Annotated in this window: 18 protein-coding genes and 1 pseudogene; 10 read left to right on the top strand and 9 right to left on the bottom strand. The window is 71.1% G+C overall.

The genetic code is table 11. The features are described from left to right. Positions 1-132: 132 nt before the first annotated feature. The 4 genes from ACIQ9E_RS15400 (at position 133) to ACIQ9E_RS15385 (ending at position 7757) form a co-directional block, all read left to right on the top strand. The gene (locus ACIQ9E_RS15400) at positions 133-1071 is read left to right on the top strand and encodes a serine hydrolase (protein WP_403707043.1); all 939 of its coding nucleotides are present in this window, start codon (positions 133-135) and stop codon (positions 1069-1071) included. Positions 1072-1303: 232 nt separating this feature from the next. Beyond that, positions 1304-5281, top strand: a complete 3978-nt coding sequence (locus ACIQ9E_RS15395; RefSeq protein ID WP_403707041.1) for an ABC transporter ATP-binding protein — start codon at positions 1304-1306, stop codon at positions 5279-5281. 238 nt (positions 5282-5519) lie between these two features. After that, on the top strand, positions 5520-6122 hold the full coding sequence (locus ACIQ9E_RS15390; protein WP_403707039.1) for a hypothetical protein: 603 nt from the start codon (positions 5520-5522) through the stop codon (positions 6120-6122). A gap of 183 nt (positions 6123-6305) precedes the next feature. Further along, positions 6306-7757 carry a S28 family serine protease gene (locus tag ACIQ9E_RS15385; RefSeq protein ID WP_403707037.1) on the top strand — a complete coding sequence of 484 codons (1452 nt, stop codon included), beginning with the start codon at positions 6306-6308 and terminating at the stop codon, positions 7755-7757. A 215-nt stretch (positions 7758-7972) separates the two neighbouring features. On the opposite strand, the gene ACIQ9E_RS15380 is transcribed toward ACIQ9E_RS15385, so the two are convergent. Further along, entirely contained in the window at positions 7973-9841 is a 1869-nt protein-coding gene (locus ACIQ9E_RS15380; protein ID WP_403707035.1) for a glycoside hydrolase family 3 protein, read from the bottom strand. 355 nt (positions 9842-10196) lie between these two features. Beyond that, positions 10197-11207: a LysR family transcriptional regulator gene (locus tag ACIQ9E_RS15375; protein WP_403707033.1), complete on the bottom strand. Its 1011-nt coding sequence runs from the start codon at positions 11205-11207 to the stop codon at positions 10197-10199. Between the two features lie 161 nt (positions 11208-11368). On the opposite strand from ACIQ9E_RS15375, the pseudogene ACIQ9E_RS15370 reads away from it, so the two are divergent. Next, positions 11369-12307, top strand: a pseudogene (locus ACIQ9E_RS15370) (EamA family transporter); the annotation flags it as partial. On the opposite strand, the gene ACIQ9E_RS15365 reads toward ACIQ9E_RS15370, so the two are convergent. From ACIQ9E_RS15365 to ACIQ9E_RS15355, 3 genes are all read right to left on the bottom strand, one after another. Beyond that, on the bottom strand, positions 12201-13193 hold the full coding sequence (locus tag ACIQ9E_RS15365; RefSeq protein ID WP_403707031.1) for a sugar phosphate isomerase/epimerase family protein: 993 nt from the start codon (positions 13191-13193) through the stop codon (positions 12201-12203). The pseudogene ACIQ9E_RS15370 and the gene ACIQ9E_RS15365 overlap by 107 nt on opposite strands. 227 nt (positions 13194-13420) lie before the next feature. Continuing rightward, positions 13421-14362, bottom strand: coding sequence for a GNAT family N-acetyltransferase (locus ACIQ9E_RS15360; protein ID WP_403707029.1), 942 nt, complete (start codon positions 14360-14362; stop codon positions 13421-13423). Positions 14363-14481: 119 nt separating this feature from the next. Further along, entirely contained in the window at positions 14482-15543 is a 1062-nt protein-coding gene (locus tag ACIQ9E_RS15355) for a LacI family DNA-binding transcriptional regulator (protein ID WP_403707027.1), read from the bottom strand. Between the two features lie 252 nt (positions 15544-15795). Here ACIQ9E_RS15355 and ACIQ9E_RS15350 point away from each other — a divergent pair, with 252 nt between their 5' ends. The 5 genes from ACIQ9E_RS15350 to ACIQ9E_RS15330 all read left to right on the top strand — a co-directional run bounded on the left by ACIQ9E_RS15350 (position 15796) and on the right by ACIQ9E_RS15330 (position 23130). Then, a complete protein-coding gene (locus ACIQ9E_RS15350) occupies positions 15796-16947 on the top strand; it encodes a Gfo/Idh/MocA family protein (protein WP_403707025.1) in 1152 nt (383 codons plus the stop codon). Positions 16948-17063: 116 nt separating this feature from the next. Further along, positions 17064-18146, top strand: a complete 1083-nt coding sequence (locus ACIQ9E_RS15345; RefSeq protein ID WP_403707022.1) for a DUF993 family protein — start codon at positions 17064-17066, stop codon at positions 18144-18146. 57 nt (positions 18147-18203) lie between these two features. Next, the gene (locus tag ACIQ9E_RS15340; protein WP_403707404.1) at positions 18204-19007 is read left to right on the top strand and encodes a sugar phosphate isomerase/epimerase family protein; all 804 of its coding nucleotides are present in this window, start codon (positions 18204-18206) and stop codon (positions 19005-19007) included. A 396-nt stretch (positions 19008-19403) separates the two neighbouring features. Further along, positions 19404-21611 carry an ATP-dependent RecD-like DNA helicase gene (locus tag ACIQ9E_RS15335; protein WP_403707019.1) on the top strand — a complete coding sequence of 736 codons (2208 nt, stop codon included), beginning with the start codon at positions 19404-19406 and terminating at the stop codon, positions 21609-21611. A 229-nt stretch (positions 21612-21840) separates the two neighbouring features. Continuing rightward, positions 21841-23130, top strand: coding sequence for a citrate synthase (locus ACIQ9E_RS15330; RefSeq protein ID WP_403707017.1), 1290 nt, complete (start codon positions 21841-21843; stop codon positions 23128-23130). 694 nt (positions 23131-23824) lie between these two features. Here the strand turns inward: ACIQ9E_RS15330 and ACIQ9E_RS15325 are convergent. The 4 genes from ACIQ9E_RS15325 to ACIQ9E_RS15310 form a co-directional block, all read right to left on the bottom strand. Further along, positions 23825-24142 (bottom strand): heavy-metal-associated domain-containing protein, encoded by a 318-nt coding sequence (locus ACIQ9E_RS15325; RefSeq protein ID WP_403707015.1) that lies wholly within the window; start codon positions 24140-24142, stop codon positions 23825-23827. Between the two features lie 167 nt (positions 24143-24309). Beyond that, complete coding sequence (locus ACIQ9E_RS15320) at positions 24310-24948, bottom strand: GNAT family N-acetyltransferase (RefSeq protein WP_403707013.1); 639 nt, start codon at positions 24946-24948, stop codon at positions 24310-24312. 265 nt (positions 24949-25213) lie between these two features. Further along, positions 25214-25411, bottom strand: coding sequence for an AlpA family transcriptional regulator (locus tag ACIQ9E_RS15315; protein WP_006349210.1), 198 nt, complete (start codon positions 25409-25411; stop codon positions 25214-25216). Positions 25412-25746: 335 nt separating this feature from the next. Continuing rightward, positions 25747-26658 (bottom strand): sugar phosphate isomerase/epimerase family protein, encoded by a 912-nt coding sequence (locus ACIQ9E_RS15310; RefSeq protein WP_403707010.1) that lies wholly within the window; start codon positions 26656-26658, stop codon positions 25747-25749. Between the last annotated feature and the right edge of the window lie 81 nt (positions 26659-26739).

The raw sequence follows: 26739 nt of genomic DNA, 5'->3' as shown, positions 1-26739 counted from the left end.
CTGGTAGGTAACTGTTCCCCCTCCGCGGCCCCCGGCGAGGCAACCATTCGGCCTCCCGGCTGTCATCTCCAACGGTGGACGTACCGAACGGTTGTACGCCCATGCATTGACTCCAGGGGATGGGAAGCTTCCATGATTCGTCAGCGCACCGCGATCACCGCGGCGCTCGCCGCCGCTGCGATGGTGCCGACACTGCTCGCCGCCACTCCGGCCGCCGCGGCCACACCGCAGGTCACGTGCGTCTCCAAGAAGGCCGGGCTCGCCGCCAAGCTCACCAAGGACATCAACGCGGCTCTCAAGGGCCGTACGTCGACGACGGCGATCTACCTGAACGACCGGGTCGGCGGCACCACCTGCCAGCTGCGGGAGACCCAGAAGTTCGACTCCGCCAGCATCGTGAAGTCCACGGTCCTGGCCGCCCTGCTGCACGATGCGGACCGGGCCAAGCGCAGCCTCACCTCCCGTGAGAAGAGCCTGGCCACCGCGATGATCACCAAGTCCGACAACAACTCCACCACCGCCCTCTGGAAGCAGCTCGGCACCACCAAGGTCCAGCGCTTCCTGACGGCCGCCGGAATGACGCAGACCGTCCCCGGCAAGAGCGGCTACTGGGGGCTCACCCAGATAACCGCCCGTGACCAGCAGATACTGCTGGGCCGACTGACCGAGAAGAACGGCCTGCTGACGGACGCCTCCCGGGCGTACGCCCTCAAGCTGATGCGCGCCGTCGTCAGCTCGCAGCGCTGGGGCACCCCGGCCGGTGCGCCGACCACGGCCGCCGTGCAGGTGAAGAACGGCTGGCTGCCGCGGGCCACGCTCGGCTGGCGGGTCCACAGCATCGGCGCCTTCACGGGCCGCGGCCACAACTACTCGCTGGTGGTGCTGACCCACAACAACAAGGCGATGCAGGACGGCGTCAACACCATCCAGGCCGTGGCGCGGGCGATCCACAAGGACATCAACCCGGCCGTGGCGGCCCGGAGCACCTTCGTGCCCACCGCCGTGCCGTACGAGTCCGTGCCCGCCACGCCCGAGCGGGCGGCGACGGAGGCCGTTCCGGCCACCCGCTGACCGCCGGGGTCCGGGGTAATCGGATCCGGCCACAGGCGTCATCCGCGCCCGGTGTGCGCCCTTCGCGCACGCCGGGCGCATTTTTATGGGGCCGCCGTGCTTCGTCACACGGTGTCGCCGATTGTTACGACGGGATGAAAACCGGACTGGGGCGTGTTGACGACATCCGCCGGTACGGACGGACCGGCGGACCGGTACGGACGGACCGGCGGAACCGAAGGGGAGGCATCACGTGGCGGCCCGAGGGGCGAAACAGCAGGCGGCGGACCTGCCTGAAGAGCAGGGTCCGGGACCGGGCCGGGGACCTGGGACGACCGGCCCGGCACCCGGGCCCGCTCCCGGCTGGGCGCGTCGCCTCTGGCAGTACGCCTGGCAGTACCGCCTCAACGTCGTCCTCGCCCTCGGCTCCTCCCTCGCCGGGATGGCCGTCATGGCACTGGTCCCGCTCATCACGAAGATCGTCATCGACGATGTGATCGGAGCGGGCAGCTCCGGCTCGGGCTCCCTCGCCCTGTGGACGGGGCTGCTGATCGCTGCCGCGCTTGTCGTCTACGTCCTCACGTACATCCGCCGCTACTACGGCGGCAAACTCGCCCTCGACGTCCAGCACGATCTGCGTACCGGGATGTACGCGACGATCACCCGGCTCGACGGACGCCGCCAGGACGAACTCTCCACCGGCCAGGTCGTCGGCCGTGCCACCAGCGACCTCCAGCTCATCCAGGGCCTGCTCTTCATGCTCCCGATGACCATCGGGAACGTCCTGCTCTTCCTGGTGTCCCTGGTGATCATGGCGTGGCTCTCGCTGCCGCTGACCCTGATCGCCCTGGCCGTCGGCCCCGCCCTGTGGTGGGTCGCCCGCCGCAGCCGGGCCCGGCTCCACCCCTCCACGTGGTACGCGCAGAGCCAGGCCGCCACCGTCGCGGGCGTCGTGGACGGTGCCGTATCGGGCGTCCGGGTCGTCAAGGGCTTCGGCCAGGAGGACCAGGAGTCGGCGAAGCTGCGCGACGCGGGCCGCCGGCTCTTCGCCGGACGGCTGCGCACCATCCGGCTGAACTCCCGCTACACCCCCGCCCTCCAGGCCATCCCCGCCCTCGGGCAGGTCGCGATGCTCGCGGTCGGCGGCTGGCTCGCCACCCGCGGCCAGATCACCCTGGGTACGTTCGTCGCCTTCTCCACCTATCTGGCACAGCTCATCGGGCCGGTCCGGATGCTCGCCATGGTGCTCACCGTCGGCCAGCAGGCCAGGGCGGGCGCCGAGCGGGTGCTGGAACTGATCGACACCGAGCCCGTGCTGAAGGACGGCAGCAGGGAACTGCCCGCGGACGCCCCCGCCACCGTCGAATTCGACGACGTCACCTTCGGATACGAGACGGAATCCGGCCGGCCGCCGGTACTCGACGGCTTCTCGCTGGAGATCGGCGCGGGCGAGACCGTCGCCGTGGTCGGTGCATCCGGCAGCGGCAAATCGACCGTCTCCCTGCTGCTTCCCCGCTTCTACGACGTCAGTCACGGCGCCGTGCTCGTCGGCGGCCACGACGTCCGCGAGCTGACCCTCGACTCCCTGCGCTCCGCCATTGCCCTGGTCCCCGAGGACAGCTTCCTCTTCTCCGACACCGTCCGCGCCAATATCGCGTACGGCAGGCCGGACGCCACCGAAGAGGAGATCGCCGCCGCGGCGCACGCCGCCCGCGCCGACGGGTTCATCGCCGAACTGCCCGACGGCTACGGCACCCGGGTCGGTGAACACGGACTGACCCTCTCCGGCGGACAGCGCCAGCGGATCGCCCTCGCCAGGGCCATCCTCACCGACCCCCGGCTGCTGCTCCTCGACGATGCCACCTCCGCCGTCGACGCCCGGGTCGAGCACGAGATCCACGAGGCGCTGCGGGCGGTCATGGCCGGGCGCACCACCCTGCTCATCGCCCACCGCCGTTCCACGCTCAACCTCGCGGACCGCATCGCCGTACTCGACGGCGGCCGGCTCACCGACATCGGCACCCACGACGAACTCGTCGAACGCTCCGCGCTCTACCGCAGGCTGCTGACCGACCCGGAGGAACTGGGCGGGATATCCCCCGGCCACGCGCCCGTACTCGACGCCGACCAGGAGGGAACCGGGCCCGGCCCGCTCGATCTCGACGCCGCTTCCGCGTACGACCCGGAGCGGGGCATCACGCCCCGGCTGTGGGTCCGCGACGAGACCGTCACCCCCCGGCCGGCCCCGGACGCCACCCCCGAACTGCTGGCCAAGGTCGCGGCGCTGCCCGCGGCCGACGACACCCCCGATATCGACGAGGACCGGGCCGTCCGGCCCGATCCGAAGCGCCGCGGGCTGCGGCTGGTGCTGAGCGGCTTCGGGCTGCCGCTGCTGCTCAGCCTGGCGTTCGTGGCCGTCGACGCCGGAATGGGCCTGCTGCTGCCGGTCCTGATCCGGCACGGGATCGACCAAGGCGTGGAGGAGGCGGCCCTCGGCGCCGTCTGGGCGGCGTCCCTGCTGGCACTGGCCGCGGTGCTGGTGCAGTGGGTCGCGCAGACCGCCGAGACCCGTACCACCGGGCGGACCGGTGAACGCGTGCTGTACTCGGTCCGGCTGCGGATCTTCGCCCAGCTCCAGCGCCTCGGCCTGGACTACTACGAGCGCGAGCTGACCGGCCGCATCATGACGCGGATGACGACCGACGTCGACGCGCTCTCCACCTTCCTCCAGACCGGTCTGGTCACGGCCTTCGTCTCGGTCGTCACCTTCTTCGGGGTCCTGGTGGTCCTCGTGGTCATCGACGCCTCACTGGCGCTGGTCGTCTTCGCCACGCTGCCCGTGCTCGTCATCGGCACCTACTTCTTCCGCAAGGAGAGCGTGAAGGCGTACGAGCTGGCGCGGGAGCGGGTCAGCACGGTCAACGCCGACCTCCAGGAGACGGTGTCGGGGCTGCGGATCGTGCAGGCCTTCCGCCGCGAGGAGCAGGGCCGGGCCCGCTACGCCGCCGGAAGCGACGCCTACCGCAGCGCCCGGATCCGCGGCCAGTGGCTGATCTCGGTCTACTTCCCGTTTGTGCAGCTGCTGGCCTCGGTGGCGGCGGCGGCCGTGCTGATCGTCGGCGCGGGCCGTATCGAGGCGGGCACCCTGACCACCGGCGCGCTGGTCGCGTACCTCCTCTACATCGACCTCTTCTTCGCCCCCGTCCAGCAGCTCTCCCAGGTCTTCGACGGCTATCAGCAGGCCGCGGTCTCCCTCGGCCGGATCCAGGAGCTGCTGGAGGAGGAGCCGTCGACCACGGGTGCCGCCCGGCCGGCGCCGGTGCCGGAACTGCGCGGCGACATCGCCTTCGAGGGCGTCGACTTCGGATACGGCGGCCGGGCCGGCGCTCCGTCCGCCGGTGTCGCCTCAGGTGTTCCCGCCGGTATCGGTGCCGGGGACGGCGGCGAGGGGGGCGCGGGCTTTGGCGTGGACGAGCGGGCGCTGACCGGTATCGACCTGCGGATACCGGCCGGGCAGACCGTCGCCTTCGTCGGCGAGACCGGCGCGGGCAAATCGACCCTGGTCAAACTGGTCGCCCGGTTCTACGACCCGACCCGGGGCCGGGTCACCGCCGACGGAGTGGACCTGCGGCAGCTGGACATGACCGCCTACCGGCGGCGGCTGGGCGTCGTCCCCCAGGAGGCGTACCTCTTCGCCGGTACCGTCCGCGATGCCATCGCGTACGGCCGTCCCGGCGCCGAGGACGCCGAAGTGGAGGCGGCGGCCAGGGCGGTCGGCGCCCACGACATGATCGCCACCCTGGAGGGCGGCTATCTGCACGAGGTCGCCGAACGCGGACGCAATCTCTCCGCCGGGCAGCGCCAGCTGATCGCCCTGGCCCGGGCCGAGCTGGTCGATCCGGACATCCTGCTCCTGGACGAGGCGACGGCCGCTCTGGACCTCGCCACCGAGGCGCAGGTCAACCAGGCCACGGACCGGCTCACCGGGCGCCGTACCACCCTGGTCGTCGCCCACCGCCTGACCACGGCGGCCAGGGCGGACCGGGTCGTCGTGATGGCGGACGGCCGGGTGGCGGAGGACGGCACCCACGACGAACTCCTCGCCCGCGACGGCCGGTACGCCCGGCTGTGGCGGACCTTCACCGGCGAGGACGACCGGCCCGGTGGCGGGCCGGACGCCCGGCCGGACGCCGACGAGGACGGCAACCCGGCTCCGGCCGTGGTGCGTTAGCGAACTCCCGGGGGGCCGGGCCCGGCCGGGCAGGATCCACCGGGGCCGCCCCGGACCCTGCTCCTACGGCCGGGCCGCCGGGCCCACCGGCACCGGGCTCACCGGAATCGGATCGGCGCCCTCCGGCTCTTTCACGGCTTTACCGCCGTCTTGTGACAACCCTTTCGCCGCTCCCGAGCGTCGTACGCACATACGACCGATGTCCGGTGACGCCGCGGGTGCGGAGGGGGAAGCAGCAGTGACGAGTCTCAGGGGGTCCGGCGGGCGGGCACGCAGCGGCTGGAGCAAACAGGGCAAACGGAGTGGTACGGGTGGGGGGCGCGGGGCCGTCGTGTACGGTCTCGCCCTGCTGCTGGCCGTCACCGTGCTCACCCTCGCCGGACCGGGTACGCCCCCGGCCGTCGCCGGACCGGACCGCCCGGCCGCCGGGGCCGGTGGTGCCGCGGCCGTCTCCGGGGCCGGTGGTGCCGCGGCCGCCTCGCCCCACCCCCGTACCCCCGGATTTGCCGAGGGGATCTTCGCCGTCGTCCCCGGCGCCGACGAGGTCCGGGCCGCCGGGCCCTGCTCCGGGAAGCTGGCCCGACGGATCGTGTTCCGCACCGGTGAACTCCACGTCTACAAGAGCCGGCGGTACGCCTGCGCGATCACCCACGCCAAGTCCCCCGGCACCCCCCGGCAGATGGTGCTCTCCATCCAGGCCCACGGCGGCAGGCCCGTCGTCGACCGCGGCCGCTACACCCGGCAGGCGGGCCCCAGGACCGTCCACGCGCTCAACCGCTGCGTCCGGGCCTACGGGGCGGTCGGGGGCTACGGCGGCTCCACCGGCTGGATCCTGTGCTGAGCAGAGGGGCCCCGCAGTTCGTCCGGATCAGTTGTCGCCGGAACCCGCGAACAGGAGTGAAAAATCCCGGTTCACGGGCCTTCAGCGGAAAGTTTTCCCAGGTCATCGGCGTTGGGGTCTGGCGGGTTCCCCGTCTGCGCCGCTAGGTTCACGGCGACCCACGTAGAAGCCAGGGGAGGGTTCATGCGTAAGGCGCTCAGAGGAGTGCTGTCTCTCGCGCTGCTCATCGGCACCGTGAGTGCGACCGGAGCGACGGCAGGTGCGGCCACCGCCGCAGAGCCGGCCACCGGAGCCGGGGCACCGGCGACCGCGGACATCAAGGACCGGATCCTCGCGATACCCGGCATGAGTCTCATCGAGGAGAAGCCGCTCACCGGGTACCGGTTCTTCGTCCTCAACTACACCCAGCCGGTGGACCACCGCAATCCGCGCAAGGGGACCTTCCAGCAGCGGCTCACCCTGCTGCACAAGGACACCAGCCGCCCCACCGTGTTCTTCACCTCCGGGTACGGACTGAACACCAACCCCCGGCGCAGTGAGCCCACGGCCATCATCGACGGTAACCAGGTCTCCATGGAGTACCGTTTCTTCACTCCGTCGCGGCCCGCTCCCGCCGACTGGACCAAGCTGGACATCTGGCAGGCGGCCAGCGACCAGCACCGGATCCACCGGGCGCTGAAGAAGATCTACGACCGCAACTGGATCTCCACCGGCGGCTCCAAGGGCGGTATGACCGCCACGTACTACGAGCGTTTCTACCCGCGGGACATGGACGGCGTCGTCGCCTACGTCGCGCCGAACGACGTCGACAACGACGAGGACTCGGCGTACGACCGGTTCCTGGAGAACGTGGGCACCCAGGAGTGCCGCGACAAGCTGAACGGCGTCCAGCGCGAGGCGCTGGTCCGGCGGGACGCGCTGTCGGCGAAGTACGCGGCGTACGCGACGGCGAACAACTACACCTTCAACACGATCGGTTCGCTGGACCGTGCGTTCGAGGCGGTCGTCCTCGACTACACGTGGGCGTTCTGGCAGTACAGCATGGTCGCCGACTGCGGCACGGTCCCGGACGCGAAGACGGCGACGGACGACGAGCTGTGGAACTCCGTCAACGACATCTCCGGCTTCTCGTTCTACACGGACCAGGGGCTGTCGGGGTACACGCCGTACTACTACCAGGCCGGTACGGAGCTGGGCTCCCCGGACGTCACGCAGCCGCACCTCAAGGGGCTGAGCCGGTACGGCTACCAGCCGCCGCGGAACTTCGTGCCGCGGGAGATCCCGATGAAGTTCAAGAAGAACGCGATGAAGGACGTCGACCACTGGGTGCGGAACAACGCCCGGCAGATGATGTTCGTCAACGGTGAGAACGACCCGTGGAGCGCCGAGCCGTTCCGGCTCGGCAAGGGCGCGCGCGACAGCTTCGTGCACACCGTGCCCGGGGCCAACCACGGTGCCCGGATCGACGGCCTGCCAGCCGAGCAGCGGGCCGCGGCGACGGCGTCGATCCTGAAGTGGGCGGGGGTCGCCCCGGCGCCGGTCCAGCAGGACGAGTCCAAGGCGAAGCGGCTGACGAAGGCCGATGTCCGGCTGGACCAGCAGGAACTGGAGCGGGAGCCCACCCTGCGTCCGTGACGGCGAATCGCCTCGGTCACGGGGTACGGCCCGGCCACCTCGGCCGGGCCGTACCCCGTGGTCCGGCCGCTGTCCTGTGACGGCGGTTGCGTCATGACGACGGCCCCACCGGAGGCGGCATGCTCCGGTGGGGCCGTCGGCGGTCCGGGGGCGGCGGCCCGGCCGGCCGTACGCCGACCGGCCCGCCGCTCCCCGGACCGGGCCGGCCGGTGCCGTCAGTCGTCGTACGACAGGCCGTGGCCGACCGGGTAGAGCGCCTGCGCGGGGTTGTCCGCGCGGAGCACGGGCACCGGGAGCTTGCCCTCCGGGTCCACCTTGCCCGCGATGACCCGGGCCGCGGAACGGACCTCGATCTCGGTCCAGCCGTACGAGGCGACCGAGGCGGCCACTCCGCTGAGCTGGGCGATGTCGTAGGGGTTGCCGACCGCGAGGTGCACGACCGGGATACCGGTCGCGACCAGGCGGGAGACCAGGGTGCGCTGGGGGCTGTCGGCGTTCACGTTCTGGGTGAGGACCACGATCGCGTCCTTGCCGCTCGCGGTGGTCACGGCCGAGTCGATCGCGGCGGGCGTGAGGTCGGCGTTCCTGGTGAAGCCGATGGCCGTGGGGGTGAACCCGAGGCCGGACAGCGTCTCCGACGCCACGGTGGTCGCGGGCCGGTCCGTACCGGTGGGCGAGCCCGGGTTGAACCCGACGACCAGGACGTTCTTCTGGCGCCGCTTGCTGAGGGGCAGCGCACCGCCCTTGTTGACCAGCAGAGTCGTGGTCTCGTCGGAGATCCGGTCGGCGACGGCCCGGTGCTTGCGGTTGCCGACGACACGGTCCAGACGGGAGAGGGAGACCAGCGGGTCCTTCAGCAGACCGTGCTTCTCCTTCAGCCGCAGGATGCGGAGTACCGACTCCTCGATCCGGGCCTCGGTCAGCTCACCGTCCTTGACGGCCTTCACCACGGCGTTCCAGGCGACCGGGAGGTTGAACGGGAAGAGGAGCTGGTCCACACCCGCCTTGAGCGCGAGCACCGGGATCCGGTCGTCGCCGTACTTGGTGCGGACACCCTGCATGTTGAGCGCGTCCGTCACGATCACTCCGTCGAAGCCCAGTTCCTCGCGGAGGATGCCGGTGATGATGGGCTTCGAGAGCGTCGCGGGGTCGTTGCTCGGGTCCAGGGCGGCGACCTGGAGATGCGCCGTCATGATGGAGTCGATCCCGGCCTTGATGGCGGCCCGGAACGGGGGTGCGTCGAGCCGCTCCCACTCCTCGCGGGTGTGGGTGATCACCGGCAGGGCGGTGTGGCTGTCCGTCGCGGTGTCGCCGTGGCCCGGGAAGTGCTTGGCGCAGGCGGCGACGCGCGCCGACTGGTAGCCGTCGACCTGCGCCGCGACCAGCCGGGACGCCGCGGCCGGGTCCGAGCCGAAGGAGCGGATGCCGATGACCGGGTTGGCCGGGTTCACATTGACGTCCGCCACCGGGGCGTAGTTCTCGTTGATGCCGATGGCGGCCAGCTCGGTGCCCGAGATGTAGGCGGCGGTCCGGGCGTCGCTGCGGGAGCCGGAGGCCCCGAGCGCCATCGCACCGGGGAGCTGGGTGGCCGGCAGGCCGACCCGGGTGACGATGCCGCCGTGCTCCTGGTCGATGGAGACCACCAGGGGGACGGAGTTCGGCTGGCTGAGCGCGGCCTTCTGAAGGTCGTTCGACAGCCCGCCGAGCTGGCGCGGGTTGGTGACGTTGCTGGACCAGCCGAAGTAGATGACACCACCGAGGTGGTAGTTCTTCACAATCTCGGCGGGGGTGCGGTAGCCGGTCCGCGCGAGGTTGTCCGCGGCGTGGTTCGGCGCCGGGTTGTGGGCGTCGTTGCCGGAGAACCAGTGGACGAAGAGCTGGCCCACCTTCTGCTCCAGGCTCATCCGGGCGATGAGCCGCTTGAGCCGTGCGTCGCGGTCCGGTCTGGGCTGTGTACTTCCGGCCACTGCGGGTGCGGCTCCCGCGGTGACGACGGCGGACGCGACCGCGGTGGCGGCGAGGAGCGTACGCCGGGAGACCCGCGCCTTCGGCAGGGGTTCGGGCTGGTGGGACTGGTCGAGCATGTGGGGGTGCTCCTTCCGGCCTTGCTGGCAAAGGATTTGAAGGAAACGTCCAGAATCCCTCGGACGGAGCTGAAACTAACTGCCAATGTGTAGGTAGGGCAATAAGACCCGCGAGTATAAAAATGAATGGTCATAGCGGTATGAGAGCCCCCGCTGGTGAAAGATCGTGAAACTTGTGAAGGTTCTGTGGATGCGGTGGTGTGGACCTCTGTGTTAATGGTTTGGACCTTTGAGCGGGGGGTCCAGAGCCTCCGTCCGAGCCCCTTCGGGCGCCCCTGAACCCCCCTTGGCGCTGCATGAATGCGCCATGTGCAACGGGCGGATCCGGCCACTTCCGGGCGGTTCCGAGGTCCCGTCAGCCGCCGGGACGATCCGGGGCGGAGGCCGCAAAGGGGGCCGGAGCGGTGACCGGCGAGATGGCGGCGGAGGGTATGGAGGGCGGCGGAGAGGCCGGGGCGAGGGTGCTGTCGAGCCGGATGAAATGTTTCTGAAGGGCCGTCACCGCGGCCCCGATCGCAGGACGCCGGGCCGCACGGGCCCGCCAGAGCGCGTACAGCCGCCGCCGCGGCACCGGGTCGAGACTCACCGCCACGGCCCCCGCGGGGAGGGGGCCGCGACCCAGCCGGGGCATTACGGCGATGCCGAGCCCCGCAGCCACCAGCGCGAGCTGTGTGTGGTTCTCCTCCGCCTGATGGACCAGATCCGGCTCACAGCCTGCCGTACGCAGCGTACGGATCAGCCAGTCGTGGCAGACCGTCCCCGGTGGCTGGCAGATCCACCGCTCGCCCGCCAGCTCCTCGCGCCGCACCGCCGGACGCCCGGCGAACCGGTGCCCCTCCGGGACCAGCAGATCGCACAGATCGTCACCGATCACCGCCTGCTCCACACCCTCCGGTGCGGGCAGCGGCGCGATGTCCCAGTCGTGGGCCACCGCCAGATCGGTGGTCCCGCGGGCGACCAGGTCGATGGACAGATGCGGATCGACCTCCGTCATCCGGACGTCCAGCCCCGGATGTGCCCGCTCCAGCCGGGCGAGCACGCCCGGCAGCAGCCCCCGGGCCGCCGAGGCGAACGCGGCGACGGTGAGCCGCCCGGCCGGCTTCCCCCGGCGCTCCTCCATGACCGTCTCGGCCCGCTCCACGATCGCCAGCAACTCCTGTGCTGTGAAGGCGAGGTGGAGCCCCTCCGCCGTGAGGGCGACACCCCGGCCGCGCCGCTCCAGCAGGGTGGTCCGGGTCTCCCGTTCCAACTTGGTGATCTGCTGCGACACCGCCGACGGGGTGTACCCGAGGGCCACGGCCGCGGCGGCCACCGAACCGTGCACCCAGACAGCGTGCAACGCCCGCAGTCTTCCCAGGTCGAGCATGGGTCTTCCCTTCCGTCCGCCCCCACCCGGGGTGCCCCGGGCCGGCGTACGGCGGTCGGCGGCCCGGCGCTCGCCCAGAGGAAATGATTAAGCAATGCTGAATTCCACCATAAAGAAATCCGTGCTGGTGCTACATGGTTGCCCTGGGTGATCCTCCTTTCATGCGTCCTGCACATACCGCCATCGCCGTCCTCGTCGCCGCCGTGTGGGGCGTGAACTTCGTCGTCCTGGAAATCGGTCTCGGGCACTTCCCGCCGCTGCTGCTGTCCGCCCTCCGCTTCCTGGTCGCGGCCCTCCCCGCCGTCTTCTTCGTCGGCCGGCCCAAGGTCGCCTGGAAGTGGATCATCGGTGTGGGGCTGGCCCTCGGCGTGGCCAAGTTCGGTCTGCTGTTCATCGGCATGGACCGCGGTATGCCCGCGGGCCTGTCCTCCCTCGTCCTCCAGGTCCAGGCCGTCTTCACCGCCCTCATCGCCGCCGTCGTACTGCGCGAGCGCCCGGGAAAAGTGCGGATCGCCGGAATGGCCGTTGCCATCGGCGGGATCGCGCTCGCCGCGGTCGACCGGGGAGCGTCGGGGCCGATGTCCGCCTTCGTCCTGGTCATCGCGGCCGCGGTCTGCTGGGGCGTGTCCAATGTGCTCACCCGCAGGGCCGCCCCGCCCGACGCCTTCAACTTCATGATCTGGGTCTGCACGGTGCCGGTCCTGCCGCTGCTCGCCCTCTCCCTGCTCTTCGAGGGCCCGCGCGCGGGCGCGGAGGCGCTGCGCGGCCTGGACTGGAGCGGCGCCGGGACGGTCCTCTACCTCGCCTGGGGCGCCACCGTCTTCGGCTTCGGCGCCTGGGGCTATCTGCTGCGCCGCTACCCCGCCTCCTCCGTCGCTCCCTTCTCCCTGCTCGTCCCGTTCTTCGGCATCTCCTCTGCCGCGCTGCTGCTCGGCGAGCGGGTTAGCGCCCTGGGCTGGACGGCGGCCGCACTGCTGGTCGCCGGAATCACCATCACCTCCCTGTCCCGAGCAGCCGCTCCAGATACTCCCGCCCCGGCACCAGCAGCTCCGGCAGCGGTACCGCCTCCGGAGCCCACCGCTTCTCGTACTCCCAGCTCAGCCACATCGGCCGGCTGAGTTCCGACAGGACCTCGGCGAGCGGCAGGACTCCCGCACCGAGCGGCAGCGGCGCCGGATCCTCCCGGGACGCCACGTCCTTGACCTGGACATAGCCCAGGAAGGGCGACAGCGCTTCCCGGGTCGCCGCCGGAGCCTCCCCGCCCAGCCAGGTGTGGAGCACGTCCCAGACCGCCCCTGCCGCCGCCCGCGCCGCCTGCTCCGGGGCCGGATGCGGCCCGCCCCCGCCCCCACCGCCCGACCGGGTCAACAGCCCCGCGTGCGTGCCGGGATGCGGGTCGGGGTGCGGGTCGGGGTGCGTGCCGGGATTCGGGTCGGGCGAAAGTCCGCGGCTCGGCTCGCGCGGAGGTCTGCGGCTCGGGCCGGGCGAAGGCCCGCGGTACGGGTCGGGCGAAGGTCCCGGAGGCGGGGCTTCCGGGACCCTCTGCGACCGGCCGGTCCGGGACAGGACCCGGGCGACCGACCTGCCCGTGCGGTGCGAGTCATGGGTCTCCAGCAGGAGCCGCACCCCCACCCTCTCCGCGGGCCCCACGGCCGCGGCGAGCCGCCGGGCGGCCACCGCGTCGGCGTCGCCGTCCGACGGGGCCCCGCCGGGGAACACCCGGACGTACGGCGCCCGCAGATCCCGGGCCAGCTCCACCAGCTCCGCGATCTCGTCCAGCACCGGGGTGTCCGGACCCGCCGCCGCGACCCGGGCGTAACCGCAGACGGACAGGACGGCCACACCCGCCCGCCTGAACTCCCCGAGCGCCGCGGCCCGTGCACCCGGGCCGATGCCCGGATGCACCGGCTCTTCGGGATGGGCCCGCAGCTCGACCCCCTGATAGCCCGTGTCGGCGGCGAGCGCGGCCACCTCGCGGACCGGCATCCCGGGCACCCCTAGCGTCGAGAACGCGAACGCCCATCCCCGCCCCGCGCCCGGCCCCCCGGCACCCGGCGCGGCCCCGGCCCGAGTCCCGGCCCCGGCGCAGGTCCCGGCCCCGAGCCCGCTTCCGGTCGCGTTCCCCCGCCTGTCCCCGCTCTTGTCGCCCGCTGCCGTCGCCGCCTCTGTTCCCGTTGCCCTTTCCGCTTCGGCTCGCGGCCCTGTCCCGGGGCTCATCCCGGCACCGCCTGCGGATCTCCGAGCGGCAGATGCCAGTTCTGGCCGACCAGATCCGCCCCGAAGCTGTGGTGCGGCTCCTCCGATACCAGGGTGAACCCACTGCGTTCGTATATCCGGCGGGCCCCGGTGAGCACATCGTTGGTCCACAGCACCAGATCCCGGTAACCCGCCTCCCGCGCGAAGTCGATCACCGCACGGACCAGCTGCTCCCCGATGCCGCGCCCGCGCGCCTCCGGTTCGACGAGCAGCACCCGCAGCCGGGCGGTGTCCGGCGCCTCGTCCCGGACGCACAGCACCGAACCGGCGGGGCGGCCGTCCAGCTCGGCGATCCAGGCACGCTCCCGGCGGGGATCGTGACCGGCGGCGAAATCCGCGACGATCCGGGCGACCTGGCCCTCGAACTCGCTGTTCCAGCCGTACTCCGCGGCATACAGAGCGCCGTGGCGCGACACCGTCCAGCCCAGATCGCCCGGTGCGGGCTCCCGCAGCACGGGCTCTCCGGATCCGGCGGGCCGGGCGTGCTCCAGGGCCTCGCGCACCGTCCGCAGTGCCTCGACGAACCGCTCGCGCTCTCCGGCGGGCACCCGCGCCACCAGCGTCCCCACGGCTTCCCGGGACCGCTCGTCGAGCAGCGTCGCGGCCTGCCTGCCCTGCCCCGTCAGGGTGATCCGCTGCCGCCGGCCGTCCTCCCTGGACGGGGCCCGCTCCACCAGCCCGTCACGCTCGAACTTCCCGAGCAGCCTGCTCAGATACCCGGCGTCCAGCGACAGCTCGACCCGCAGGTCCGCCGCGTCCGTCCGCGGGCTGTGGGCCAGCTCGTAGAGCACCCGGGACTCGGTGAGCGTGTACGGCGTGTAGAGATGCCTGCCGTAGTCCAAGGCGCCGATGAGGTTTGTGTAGAACCGGTTGAACGCGCGAATCTCCTGAATCACCACACCGACCGCCCTTCATTTCTTTGACTCAGTCAAAGATATGCCCGCGCCGGTGCTGCCCCAACCATCGACAATGCGTCGACCGTCACCGAACCTGCGCCGGGCTCCGCGGCCGGCCGGGCTCAGCCGCGCGGCGGCGCCGTCGACGCCCGCACCAGCAGTTCGGCCTCGACCGTCGCGATACCGCCCGGCGGAGCCTCCTCCCGGCCCATGGCCAGCCGCCCCGCCCGCGCGCCCGCCTCCGCCAACGGCAGCCGTACCGTCGTCAGCGCCGGCACCACATCCACCGAGAACGGCAGATCGTCGAAGCCTGCGACGGATACGTCCTGCGGTATCCGCAGCCCCTGGTCCCGCAGCGCCGCACAGGCCCCCAGCGCGACCGTGTCGTTGGCCGCCACGACCGCTGTCAGACCGGGAGCCCGCCGCAGCAGCTCCAGCGTCGAGTCGTAGCCCGACCGGCGGGCGTAAGGGCCGTGCAGCGTCATCCGGTCCTGGTCCTCGTCGATCCCGGCCGCACGCAGGGCCGCCCGGTGGCCCTCCAGCCGGTGCCGGGTCGTCGTACGCTCCGCAGGTCCGGCGACATAGCCGATCCGGCGGTGTCCGAGCGCCAGCAGATGCTCCGTCAGCTTGCGCCCGCCCCCGCGGTTGTCGAACGCGAGTGCCACCAGCAGTGCGTCGTTGTCCGGCATCGGGGGCCGTCCGCACAGCACGATCCTCGTCCCCGCGTCCGCCATCTTCGTCAGCTTCGCCGACATCGCCGCGATATGGGCCGGATCCTCCAGCGCACCCCCGGTCAGCACGACGGCCGCCGCCCGCTGCCGCTGGAGCAGGGTGAGGTACGTCAGCTCGCGATCGGGCGAGCCGCCCGTGTTGCAGACGACGGCCAGCTTCTCGCCGCCCGCGCGCCCCGTACCCTCCTGGCCCCCGATCTCGCCCTGGGCGGCGCCCGCCATGATGGCGAAGAAGGGGTCCGCGATGTCGTTGACCAGAATGCCGACCAGATCGGATGTGGCGGCGGCGAGCGAACTCGCCGGTCCGTTGAGGACGTAGTCCAGTTCGTCGACCGCCCGGAGCACCCGCTCCCGGGTCGAAGCGGCGACCGGGTAGTTGCCGTTGAGCACCCGGGACACGGTGGCCGGGGACACCCGGGCACGTGCGGCGACATCCGCCAGGGTGACCGTCATCGCTTCCTCCGGGGGAGTGTGGGGGGAGTTGGGTCGTGGCCCCTTGTCCGGGCCGCTTGCGGCAGGCTAGCGTCACGCCCTTGGGAAAGCGCTTACTAAGCCGACGGCATGGAGTGGCAGCGGACCGGAACCCATCCGTCCGATCAGTTGCCGCTCGTGGCACGGCGCGCCGACCGACGGGCCCGCGGCGGCGACCGGCCGGTACCGGGCCCGGTCCGAACCACCGCGACGAACCCGGCATCCGGAGGCCGTATGACACGCAGCACCGTGCGGATCGCAGTGAACGGCGTCACCGGGCGCATGGGCTACCAGCAGCACCTCGTCCGCTCCCTGCTGGAACTGCGGAAGGAAGGCGGCCTGGACCTCGGGGACGGCCGTACGCTCTGGCCGGAACCCGTTCTCGTCGGCCGCCGCGAGCCGGCGCTGAGATCCATCGCCGAACGCCATGAACTGCCCTACTGGGCCACCGACCTCGATGCCGTGCTCGCCGACGACACGGTCGACGTCTACTTCGACGCCCAGGCCACCGCCGTCCGCGCCGAGGCCCTGGGCCGGGCCATCGCCGCGGGCAAGCACGTCTATACGGAGAAGCCGACGGCGACCGGCCTCGACGGAGCCCTGGAGCTGGTAAGACTGGCCCGGAGCAGCGGGATTCGCCACGGCGTGGTCCAGGACAAGCTCTTCCTCCCGGGGCTGCAAAAGCTCAAACGGCTGGTCGACGGCGGATTCTTCGGTGAGATCCTCTCCGTGCGCGGCGAGTTCGGCTACTGGGTCTTCGAGGGCGACTGGCAGCCGGCGCAGCGCCCGTCGTGGAACTACCGCGGCGAGGACGGCGGCGGGATCACCGTCGATATGTTCCCCCACTGGTCCTATCTGCTGGAGAGCCTCTTCGGCCGGGTCACCAGCGTCATGGCCCATGCCACCACCCATATCCCCCGCCGCTGGGACGAGCGCGGCGAACCCTATGCGGCCACCGCCGACGACGCGGTCTACGCCGTCTTCGAACTCGACGGGGGCGCCGTGGCGCAGCTCAACTCCTCCTGGGCAGTCCGGGTCAACCGGGACGAGCTGGTGGAGTTCCAGGTCGACGGCGTCCACGGCTCGGCCGTCGCCGGGCTGCGCCACTGCCGGATCCAGCACCGCACCGCCACCCCGAGACCGGTCTGGAATCCGGATCTTCCGGGCAGCGGGAACTTCCGCGAGCAGTGGCAGGAGGTCCCCGACAACCAGCCGTTCGAGCACGCCTTCAAGGCCCAGTGGAAGCTTTTCCTGCGCCATGTCGCCCTGGGGGAGCCCTACCAAGGGGACCTCGCGGCAGGCGCCCGCGGTGTGCAGCTCGCGGAGCTGGGACTGCGTTCGTCGGCCGAAGGCCGCCGTATCGCGGTACCGGAGCCGGCGCTGTGACCGGTGCCCGCCCCGCCCCCGCCAACCGTCCCCCCGGCCCCGGCTCCGACCCCGACGCCGGATCCGTATCCGGCCTCGCACTCAGGTCTCCGGCCACCGGAGCGGGCCTCCTCGCCGTGTCTCCGCCGCATCGGCCGTGCTCCCGCCGGTTCTTCGCCGCCGCGCATATCGTCGCTGCCCCGGCAGCCGCATCCGGCCCCACCGGAAACACCACGGCCGTCGACTGGGACGCCACCCTCGCCTTCCGCCGCCATCTGTGGGCCCATGGCCTCGGCGTCGCGGAGGCCATGGACACCGCCCAGCGCGGCGCGGGCCTCGACTGGCCCGCCGCGGCCGAACTGATCAGCCGTACCGCCGCCGAGGCCGGTGCGGTCGGCGGCGATCTGGTCTGCGGCGCCGGAACCGATCAGCTCACCGGCCCGGCCACGCTCCCCGACGTCCTCGCGGCCTACGAGGAACAGCTCGCCCATGTCGAGCGGCACGGCGCGCGGGCCGTGCTGCTGGCGTCCCGCGCCCTCGCGGCCACGGCCCGCTCCCCGGAGGACTACCAGCATGTCTACGGGGAACTGCTGCGGCAGGCCCGGAGCCCCGTGATCCTCCACTGGCTGGGGCCCGCCTTCGACCCCGCGCTCGGCGGCTACTGGGGGAGCGACGACCGCGCCACCGCTACCGACACGCTCCTCGCCGTCGTCGCGGCCCGGCCGCACCAGGTCGACGGGGTGAAGATCTCCCTGCTCGACGTCGCACACGAGGCCGCCCTGCGCCGCAGACTTCCACCGGGCGTCCGGTGCTACACGGGCGACGACTTCCACTATCCGGAGCTGATCGCGGGCGACGAACACGGCCACAGCGATGCCCTGCTCGGGGTCTTCGACCCGCTGGCCCCGCTGGCCGCCGAGGCCCTGCGCGCCCTCGACGACCGCGGCCCTGAGGCCTTCCGGGCGGTTCTCGACCCGACCGTGGAACTCGCCCGGCACCTCTTCGCTCCGCCCACCCGCCACTACAAGACCGGTGTGGTCTTCCTCGCCTGGCTGGCCGGGCACCAGCGCCGCTTCACCATGGCGGGCGGACTCCACACCGCCCGTCCGCTCGCCCACCTCGCCCGCGCCCATGAACTCGCCGCCCGCCTCGGGCTCTTCCCCGACCCCGAGGCGGCCGCGGCCCGGATGGCGTCCCTGCTCACCCCTGCCGGAGCCTGAACCGTGCCCCAGAATCCCGGCGCCGGCGCGGTCCGGCACCGCCTCAGCATCAACCAGATGACCGTACGGCAGCTGTCCCTGCCCGAACTGGCCCACGCCTGCGCCCGGCTGGGCATTCCGGGCGCCGGACTCTGGCGTGAACCGGTCCGGGCCTACGGGGTGCGGGCGGCGGCCGGGCTGATGCGGGACCTGGGGCTGACCGTCACCAGCCTGTGCCGGGGCGGCTTCCTCACCGCGGCGGACTCCGCCGGGCGGAACCGCGCGCTGGACGACAACCGGACCGCGCTCGACGAGGCGGCGGCGCTGGGCACGAACACCCTGGTCCTGGTCTCCGGCGGACTGCCGTCGGGCAGCCGCGATCTGGCCGGGGCCCGGGAGCGGGTGGCGGATGCGCTGGCGGAACTGGTGCCGTACGCCGGTGCCGCGGGTGTACGGCTCGCGATCGAACCGCTGCACCCCATGTTCGCGGCGGACCGGTGCGTGGTCTCCACCCTGGGGCAGGCGCTCGATATCGCCGAACGCTTTCCGCCCGAACGGGTGGGGGTTGTCGTGGACACCTATCACGTCTGGTGGGACGAGCATGCGCCCGCGCAGGTGGCACGGGCGGGCACGGCGGGGCGGATCCACGCCTTCCAACTCGCGGACTGGACCACCCCTTTGCCCCACGGAGTGCTGAACGGCCGTGGGCAGCTCGGCGACGGCTGCGTCGATCTGCGGCACTGGCGGCGGACGGTCGACACGGCGGGCTACCGCGGCCCCATCGAGGTCGAGCTGTTCAACGAGGGGCTGTGGAGCCGGGACGGTGCCGAGGTCCTCGCCGAGACCGCGGCCCGCTTCACCGAGCATGTCGCAGGTCCATGACGGCCGCGGCCCACCGCCGTCCAACCTTCGGTGGCGAACCCGTGTTGTACGAGGCATCGGCACTCCCGTGGGAAATCGGGGAACAACAGGAGAAACGGCAAAACGGAAGAAACGGCGAAACAGGAGAAACGGCGAAACAGGAGAAACGGGGAAACAAGGGAATCGGGGGAGGGTACGGGGGAGCGGGAGCGCCGAGGGCGGCGAGGCCGGACCCGGCCGCCACGGCGCGGCCGGCTCCCCGCCGCGCCGTGCCGTCCGGGTCCCGCGCCTTCACGGTAGCCGGGGCCGGCGGACGGCCCGGGGTTTTCCACAGGCGGCCTCCGGGGCTTGCCCGCGGTTGCCCGCGCTTGTCCACAGGCCGCCCGCGCTGTCGGACCGTGGCGGTAGCGTCGGGGCATGTCCAATCTCGCTGTCCTCGAAGGGGTCCTGGAGCGGATCACGTACGCCAACGAGGAGAACGGCTACACGGTCGCCCGGGTCGACACCGGCCGGGGCGCCGGTGACCTGCTCACGGTCGTCGGCTCGCTGCTCGGCGCCCAGCCCGGCGAGTCCCTGCGGATGGAGGGCCGCTGGGGCTCCCATCCGCAGTACGGCAAGCAGTTCACCGTCGAGAACTACACGACGGTCCTGCCTGCCACGATCCAGGGCATCCGCCGCTATCTAGGCTCCGGCCTGATCAAGGGCATCGGGCCGCGGATCGCGGAGCGGATCGTCGACCACTTCGGTACGGACACCCTCGACATCATCGAGCAGGAGCCGGCCCGGCTTGTCGAGGTCCCCGGCCTCGGCCCCAAGCGGACCAGGCTGATCGGCACGGCCTGGGAGGAGCAGAAGGCCATCAAGGAGGTCATGGTCTTCCTCCAAGGCGTCGGCGTCTCCACCTCCATCGCCGTCCGCATCTACAAGAAATACGAGGACGCGTCGATCTCCGTCGTGAAGAACCAGCCCTACCGGCTCGCCGCCGACGTCTGGGGCATCGGCTTTCTCACCGCCGACCGGATCGCCCAGGCCGTGGGGATCCCGCACGACAGCCCGGAGCGCGTCAAGGCCGGTCTGCAGTACGCCCTGTCCCAATCCACCGATCAGGGGCACTGCTTCCTGCCCGAGGAACGGCTGATCGCCGATGCCGTGAAGCTGCTCCAGGTCGATACCGGCCTGGTCATCGAGTGCCTGGCCGAGCTGGCCGCCGACGAGGAGGGGGTGGTCAGGGAGCAGGTCCCCGGTCCCGAGGGCGGCGAGCCGGTCACCGCCGTCTATCTGGTGCCGTTCCACCGTGCCGAGCTGTCCCTGGCCGCCCAGGTGCTGCGGCTGCTGCGGACCCCCGAGGACCGGATGCCGGCCTTTGGGGACGTCGACTGGGACAAGGCCCTCGACTGGCTGGCCAAGCGGACGGGAGCCGAGTTGGCGCCCGAACAGGAGGCCGCCGTACGGCTCGCGCTGACCAGCCGGGTCGCGGTGCTGACGGGCGGGCCCGGCTGCGGCAAGTCGTTCACCGTCCGCTCCGTGGTGGAGCTGGCTCGGGCGAAGAAGGCCAAGGTGCTGCTGGCCGCCCCCACCGGCCGTGCCGCCAAACGGCTGGCCGAGCTGACCGGCGCCGAGGCGTCCACCGTCCACCGGCTGCTGGAGCTGAAACCCGGCGGTGACGCGGCGTACGACCGGGACCGGCCGCTCGACGCCGACCTCGTCGTGGTCGACGAGGCCTCGATGCTCGACCTGCTGCTCGCCAACAAGCTGGTGAAGGCGGTGGCGCCCGGGGCGCATCTGCTGCTGGTGGGCGATGTGGACCAGCTGCCCAGCGTGGGCGCCGGAGAGGTGCTGCGGGATCTGCTCGCCGACGGCGGCCCGGTGCCCCATGTCCGGCTGACCCGGATCTTTCGCCAGGCGCAGCAGTCCGGAGTGGTCACCAACGCCCACCGCATCAACTCGGGTGAGCAGCCGCTCACCACCGGTCTCTCCGATTTCTTTCTGTTCGTGGAGGAGGAGACCGAGGACGCGGGCAAGCTGGCCGTCGATGTGGCGGCCCGCAGGATTCCGGCCAAATTCGGTCTCGACCCCCGCCGGGACGTGCAGGTCCTCGCCCCGATGCACCGGGGCCCCGCGGGCGCCGGGGTCCTCAACGGGCTGCTACAGCAGGCGATTACCCCCGCCCGTCCCGACCTGGCCGAGAAGCGCTTCGGCGGCCGGGTCTTCCGGGTCGGTGACAAGGTCACCCAGATCCGTAACAACTACGACAAGGGCCGGAACGGGATCTTCAACGGCACGGTCGGCGTGGTCACCGCTCTGAACGTCGACGACCAGAAGCTGACGATCGTCACCGATGAGGACGAAGAAGTGGTCTACGACTTCGATGAACTGGACGAACTGGCCCATGCCTATGCGGTGACCATCCACCGCTCCCAGGGCAGCGAGTACCCCGCGGTGGTGATCCCGGTCACCACCGGCGCCTGGATGATGCTCCAGCGGAACCTGCTCTATACGGCGGTCACCCGGGCGAAGAAGCTGGTGGTGCTGGTCGGCTCCCGCCGGGCGATAGGGCAGGCCGTGCGGACCGTTTCCGCGGGCAGACGCTGCACCGCCCTCGACCACCGGCTCTCGCGGGGCTGACGCTCGGCACGCTCCTCCGCCCGGGGGAGCCGCGACCCCGCGGGGGTGGGAATCGACACCCCGACTTCCGGAAATCGGGCGAACGGGGCAGGATGAGCAGGTTGGCGGCACTGAGTGCCGCCAATAGGCCCAAAGGTCGACCCCGAGTGCACTCTCATGCGCCAAATGGGGGATGGTAGAGACAGTCAGGGCACCTCGAAGAAGAGGCACTACGTCGGTGAGGGATGACGTGAGCGACAACTCTGTAGTACTGCGGTACGCGGACGGTGAATACACCTACCCGGTGGTCGAGAGCACCGTCGGTGACAAGGGCTTCGACATCGGGAAGCTCCGGGCCCAGACGGGCCTCGTGACCCTGGACAGCGGCTACGGCAATACGGCCGCGTACAAATCCGCGATCACCTACCTCGACGGCGAGCAGGGCATTCTGCGCTACCGCGGTTACCCCATCGAGCAGCTGGCCGAGAGCTCCACCTTCGTCGAGGTGGCCTATCTGCTCATCAACGGTGAGCTGCCCACCGTTGACGAGCTGGCCGCCTTCAAGAACGAGATCACCCAGCACACGCTGCTGCACGAGGACGTCAAGCGGTTCTTCGACGGTTTCCCGCGCGACGCCCATCCGATGGCGATGCTGTCCTCCGTGGTCAGCGCCCTGTCCACGTTCTACCAGGACAGCCACAACCCGTTCGACGAGAAGCAGCGCCACCTCTCCACGATCCGGCTGCTCGCCAAGCTGCCGACGATCGCGGCGTACGCCTACAAGAAGTCGATCGGCCACCCCTTCGTCTACCCGCGCAACGACCTGGGGTATGTGGAGAACTTCCTGCGGATGACCTTCTCGGTCCCCGCCCAGGAGTACGACCTGGACCCGGTCGTGGTCGCCGCCCTGGACAAGCTGCTCATCCTCCACGCCGACCACGAGCAGAACTGTTCGACCTCCACGGTCCGCCTGGTGGGTTCCTCGCAGGCGAATATGTTCGCGTCGATCTCGGCCGGTATCTCCGCGCTCTGGGGCCCGCTGCACGGCGGTGCCAACCAGTCGGTGCTGGAGATGCTGGAGGGCATCCAGGCGGCGGGCGGCGACGTCGACTCCTTCATCCGCAAGGTGAAGAACAAGGAAGACGGCGTGAAGCTCATGGGCTTCGGGCACCGCGTCTACAAGAACTTCGACCCCCGGGCGAAGATCATCAAGGCGGCGGCGCACGATGTCCTCTCCGCGCTCGGCAAGTCCGACGAGCTGCTGGACATCGCCCTCAAGCTGGAGGAGCACGCGCTGGCCGACGACTACTTCGTCGAGCGCAAGCTCTACCCGAACGTCGACTTCTACACCGGCCTGATCTACCGGGCCATGGGCTTCCCGACCGAGATGTTCACCGTGCTCTTCGCGCTCGGCCGGCTGCCCGGCTGGATCGCCCAGTGGCACGAGATGATCAAGGAGCCCGGCTCCCGTATCGGTCGCCCGCGGCAGATCTACACGGGTGAGGTCCTCCGCGACTTCGTCCCCGTCGAGGCCCGCTGACCGAGCCGCAGCAAGCGGAAAGCGCCCCACCGCCGATCCCCCCACGGGTCGGCGAGCGGGGCGCTTCCCATATCCCCGGAGCGGATTCCCCCCACGGGATCCGGCCGGGTGTCTGCGACCGCAGCTACTGCTCATGCGGTATGCCGGGGTACGTACGCACGGGAGGGCCGCTCAAAGCTCCCCGGGCACGTGCCCCGGCCAACGCTTGCCTGAGATGTCCCCCAAGACATCCCATGAACGTCCCCCAAGACGTTCCTGGCATCGTCCATTTAGACCCTTGGAGGGCCTCAATGGTTACCCCTCAATATCTGTGATCTAGGTCTCTTTGTGAAGGTCTTGTGCCTCACATGTAGCTGCCGGACGGCCGTTGACGGGTGGGTGGCTGATTGCCTCGGGTGGCGTGGGTGCGATCGCCCGAAATGGTGGATCACGGTGGTGAGCAGGGGGAATGCCGGGAAAGCTGCTGCCGGGACGGTGATCGCCCGCCCCTGGAAAGCGCTCTCTCGCGGGTCCGGAAGCATCTTCCGGTGAGAGGCGGATCACGTTCGTACGTGTCCGGAATGTCGCTGATACCGCCCGCGGGAGGGCGCGGGCCCGCCCAGGATGTCCCCGAGTGGCCCGGTCGCGCGGACGGGCCGCACGGGCCGTCCGCGAAGAAACGGTCCCGTACGGCCCGGAAAGGGCTTGCCCCGGCTCAGGCGGTGCCGACCAGCTCGTAACCCGCCTCGTCCACGGCGTCGCGTACGGCGGTCTCGTCGAGCGGGGCCTCCGAGACGACGGTGACCAGGCCCGTGGCGGCGACCGCCGTCACGGAGGTGACGCCCGCGATGGCGGAGATCTCCTCCGAGATCGCCCCCTCGCAGTGGCCGCAGGTCATGCCCTTCACCTGGTAGACGGTGGTGACGGCGCCCTCGGTCCCGGCCTCGGCCGCGCCCGTGCCGCAGGAGCTTCCGCCGCAGCAGCTCGATGCGGGGGCCGTCTCGATGATCTCGATGTCGGACTGGGTGCTCATGGCGTTCTCCTCGTGGGCGTCGGGGGGCGCATTGCGGGCGGGCCGGGACGGATGGTGATCCCGTGGCCCGTGCTCCACACCATACTATACCCCTAGGGGGTATGGAATCTTCTGGTGCGTGTTGCCGACCGGAACTCCGGCGCCGCCGGGACGGGCCCGGTGTCCCGTCAGAGCCCGTGCAGCGCCCGCCACTCATGGGCCAGGACCGACATCGCCGTGGCGTCCACCCACTCGTCCCCGTGGCGCAGCACCTCCCGCTCGACGCCCTCCGCGACAAAGCCCACCTTCTCGTAGACCCGCCGGGCCCGGGGGTTGAAGGCGAAGACGCTGAGGGCGATGCGGTGGAGGCCGATGTGCTCGAAGCCGTGGTCCACGATCAGACGCGTGGCTTCGGTGCCCAGTCCGCGGCCCCGGCCCTCTGGCCCGATCAGGGTGCGGAAGCGGCAGTTTCGGTTCGCTTGATCCCATTCGTGGAGCACGACTTTTCCGACGACCCGGCCGCTCGTCCGGTCCACGACCGCGAGGTCGAGCCGGTCGTGCTGGTCGTTGCGGCTGGTGTACCAGGTGTGCAGGGCGGCCGTCGCCTGCGGATCCGCGGCGTCGGACCCGGAGGTGTCGTCCGCGGATCCGGTGAACCGCAGGACTTCGGGGTCGTCGAGGATCGCGGTCATCACGGGCACATCCGCCTCGGTGAAGGGGCGGAGCGTCACCTTCTCGCCGTGAAGGGTGGGTTTGAGGGAGAAGCCGGTGAGACCGGTGGTGCGGGTGGTGTCGGCAGTGTCAGTGGTGCCGTTGGTGTTGGGCATAAGCCGCATTCTCGGGATTCTTCCGGGTCCCGGACAACCGGATTCGCCGCGTCCCCGGGGGCTCCGGGCTCCGGACCTGCCGCACCTCGCGGCTGCCGCACCTCGGGGCTGCCGGGCGCCGGCCCGGAGGTCGCTCCCGGCGGCGAGGCGTCCCGGCGGGGCCCTGGGGCGACCAGGGGCGGGGGCGGGGCGTACCGAGGCGTTACGGGAGCGTCCCGCACCCCTCCTGGGGGTGCGGGACGCCGGGACCGGGCCATGGGTTGGGTCAGCGGCGGCCGCGGTTGTTGCCCGGACGGTTGGCCACCCAGGTGCGGATGGTGTCCGCGTACCAGTAAGGCTTCCCGCCCTCGACCAGATCGGGCGGCGGCAGATGTCCGTGCTTGCGGTAGGAGCGGACGGTATCCGGCTGCACCTGGATGTGTGCGGCGATCTCCTTGTACGACCAGAGCCTTCTGTCCGACATCTGTGAGACACCTCCTTGCGGGCGCCGCAGTCGTGGTGGGGGGACCGCGAAGGACCTGCGGCGGATGCGCTTGGCGAGCACCGAGCCTGTCCTCGCGGACCCCGCCGCGGGAGGGGAAGTGCCGCGGTGTTGATCACCTGTGACGGAAGACCCGCGTAATGGAGATATCTCTGATCATCGGTATAAATCGCCCCGGGCGGTCGTGCGCCGGTCCGGCCGGATCCGCACTCCGGTCGCGCACCCCGGCTCATGCGCCCCGCCGGGCAACTGTGCGCCCCCCATGGGCGGAACGCCCGGGTCCGTACCCCGCACGCCCCCGCCGGAGCGGTAGGGCCTCAGGCTCCGCAGGAGCGCAGGAAGCGCCGGGTCCGCTCGGCGATCGGGAACGGCTTGTCCGGCGGGCACGGATACATGTCCTGTTCGACGATGGCGAACAGCTCGATGCCGAGCGCCTGCGCGGCGGCCAGGACCGGCTCCAGCGCCGGCACCCCGCCGGGCGGCTCGCACATCACCCCCCGCGCGACCGCGGGCCCGAACGGCACCTCTTCCGCCACCACCCCGGCCAGTACTTCCGGATCGACCTGCTTCAGATGGAGGTAGCCGATCCGCTCCCCGTAGGTCTCGATGAGTTTCACGCTGTCGCCGCCGCAGTAGGCGTAGTGCCCGGTGTCGAGGCAGAGGGAGACCAGCCCGGGGTCGGTGGCGTCTAGGAACCGGGCCACGTTCTCCTCGCCGTCGATATGGGTGTCGGCATGGGGATGGACGACGATCTCCAGCCCGTACCGCTCACGGACCTCCCGCCCGAGCCGTTCGGTCTGACGGGTCAGATCGCGCCACTGTTCCGCCGTCAGCGTGCTGTCCTCCAGCACCTTCCCCGTCTTGTCGTCCCGCCAGAAGGACGGGATGACCACCAGATGACGGGCGCCCATCGCCTCCGTCAGCGCGGCAATGTCCGAAACGTGCGCCCAGGTCTCGTCCCAGACGGCGGGGCCGTGGTGGAGCCCAGTGAAGACGGTCCCCGCCGACACCTTCAGGCCCCGGCGCCCGGTCTCGGCGGCCAGTACCGCCGGATCGGAGGGCAGATAGCCGTACGGGCCCAGTTCGATCCACTCGTACCCCGCTTCGGCGACCTCGTCGAGGAAGCGCCGCCACGGGACCTGCCGGGAGTCGTCGGGAAACCACACGCCCCAGGAGTCGGGGGCCGAGCCGATCCGGATGCGATTCAAGGGAGCGCCGGGGCTGGTCATGCCCGAGAGCATTCCGGCCGCCCCGAAAGGGTGTCAAGCCTTCGTCCGAATGTCAGGACAAAATATTGACAGGGTCCGCAC

Source organism: Streptomyces sp. NPDC094448, from assembly GCF_044763775.1.
Lineage (GTDB): Bacteria > Actinomycetota > Actinomycetes > Streptomycetales > Streptomycetaceae > Streptomyces.
Note: the sequence above shows the minus strand (reverse complement) of the source record. Positions and strands in the feature narration are given on the sequence as shown.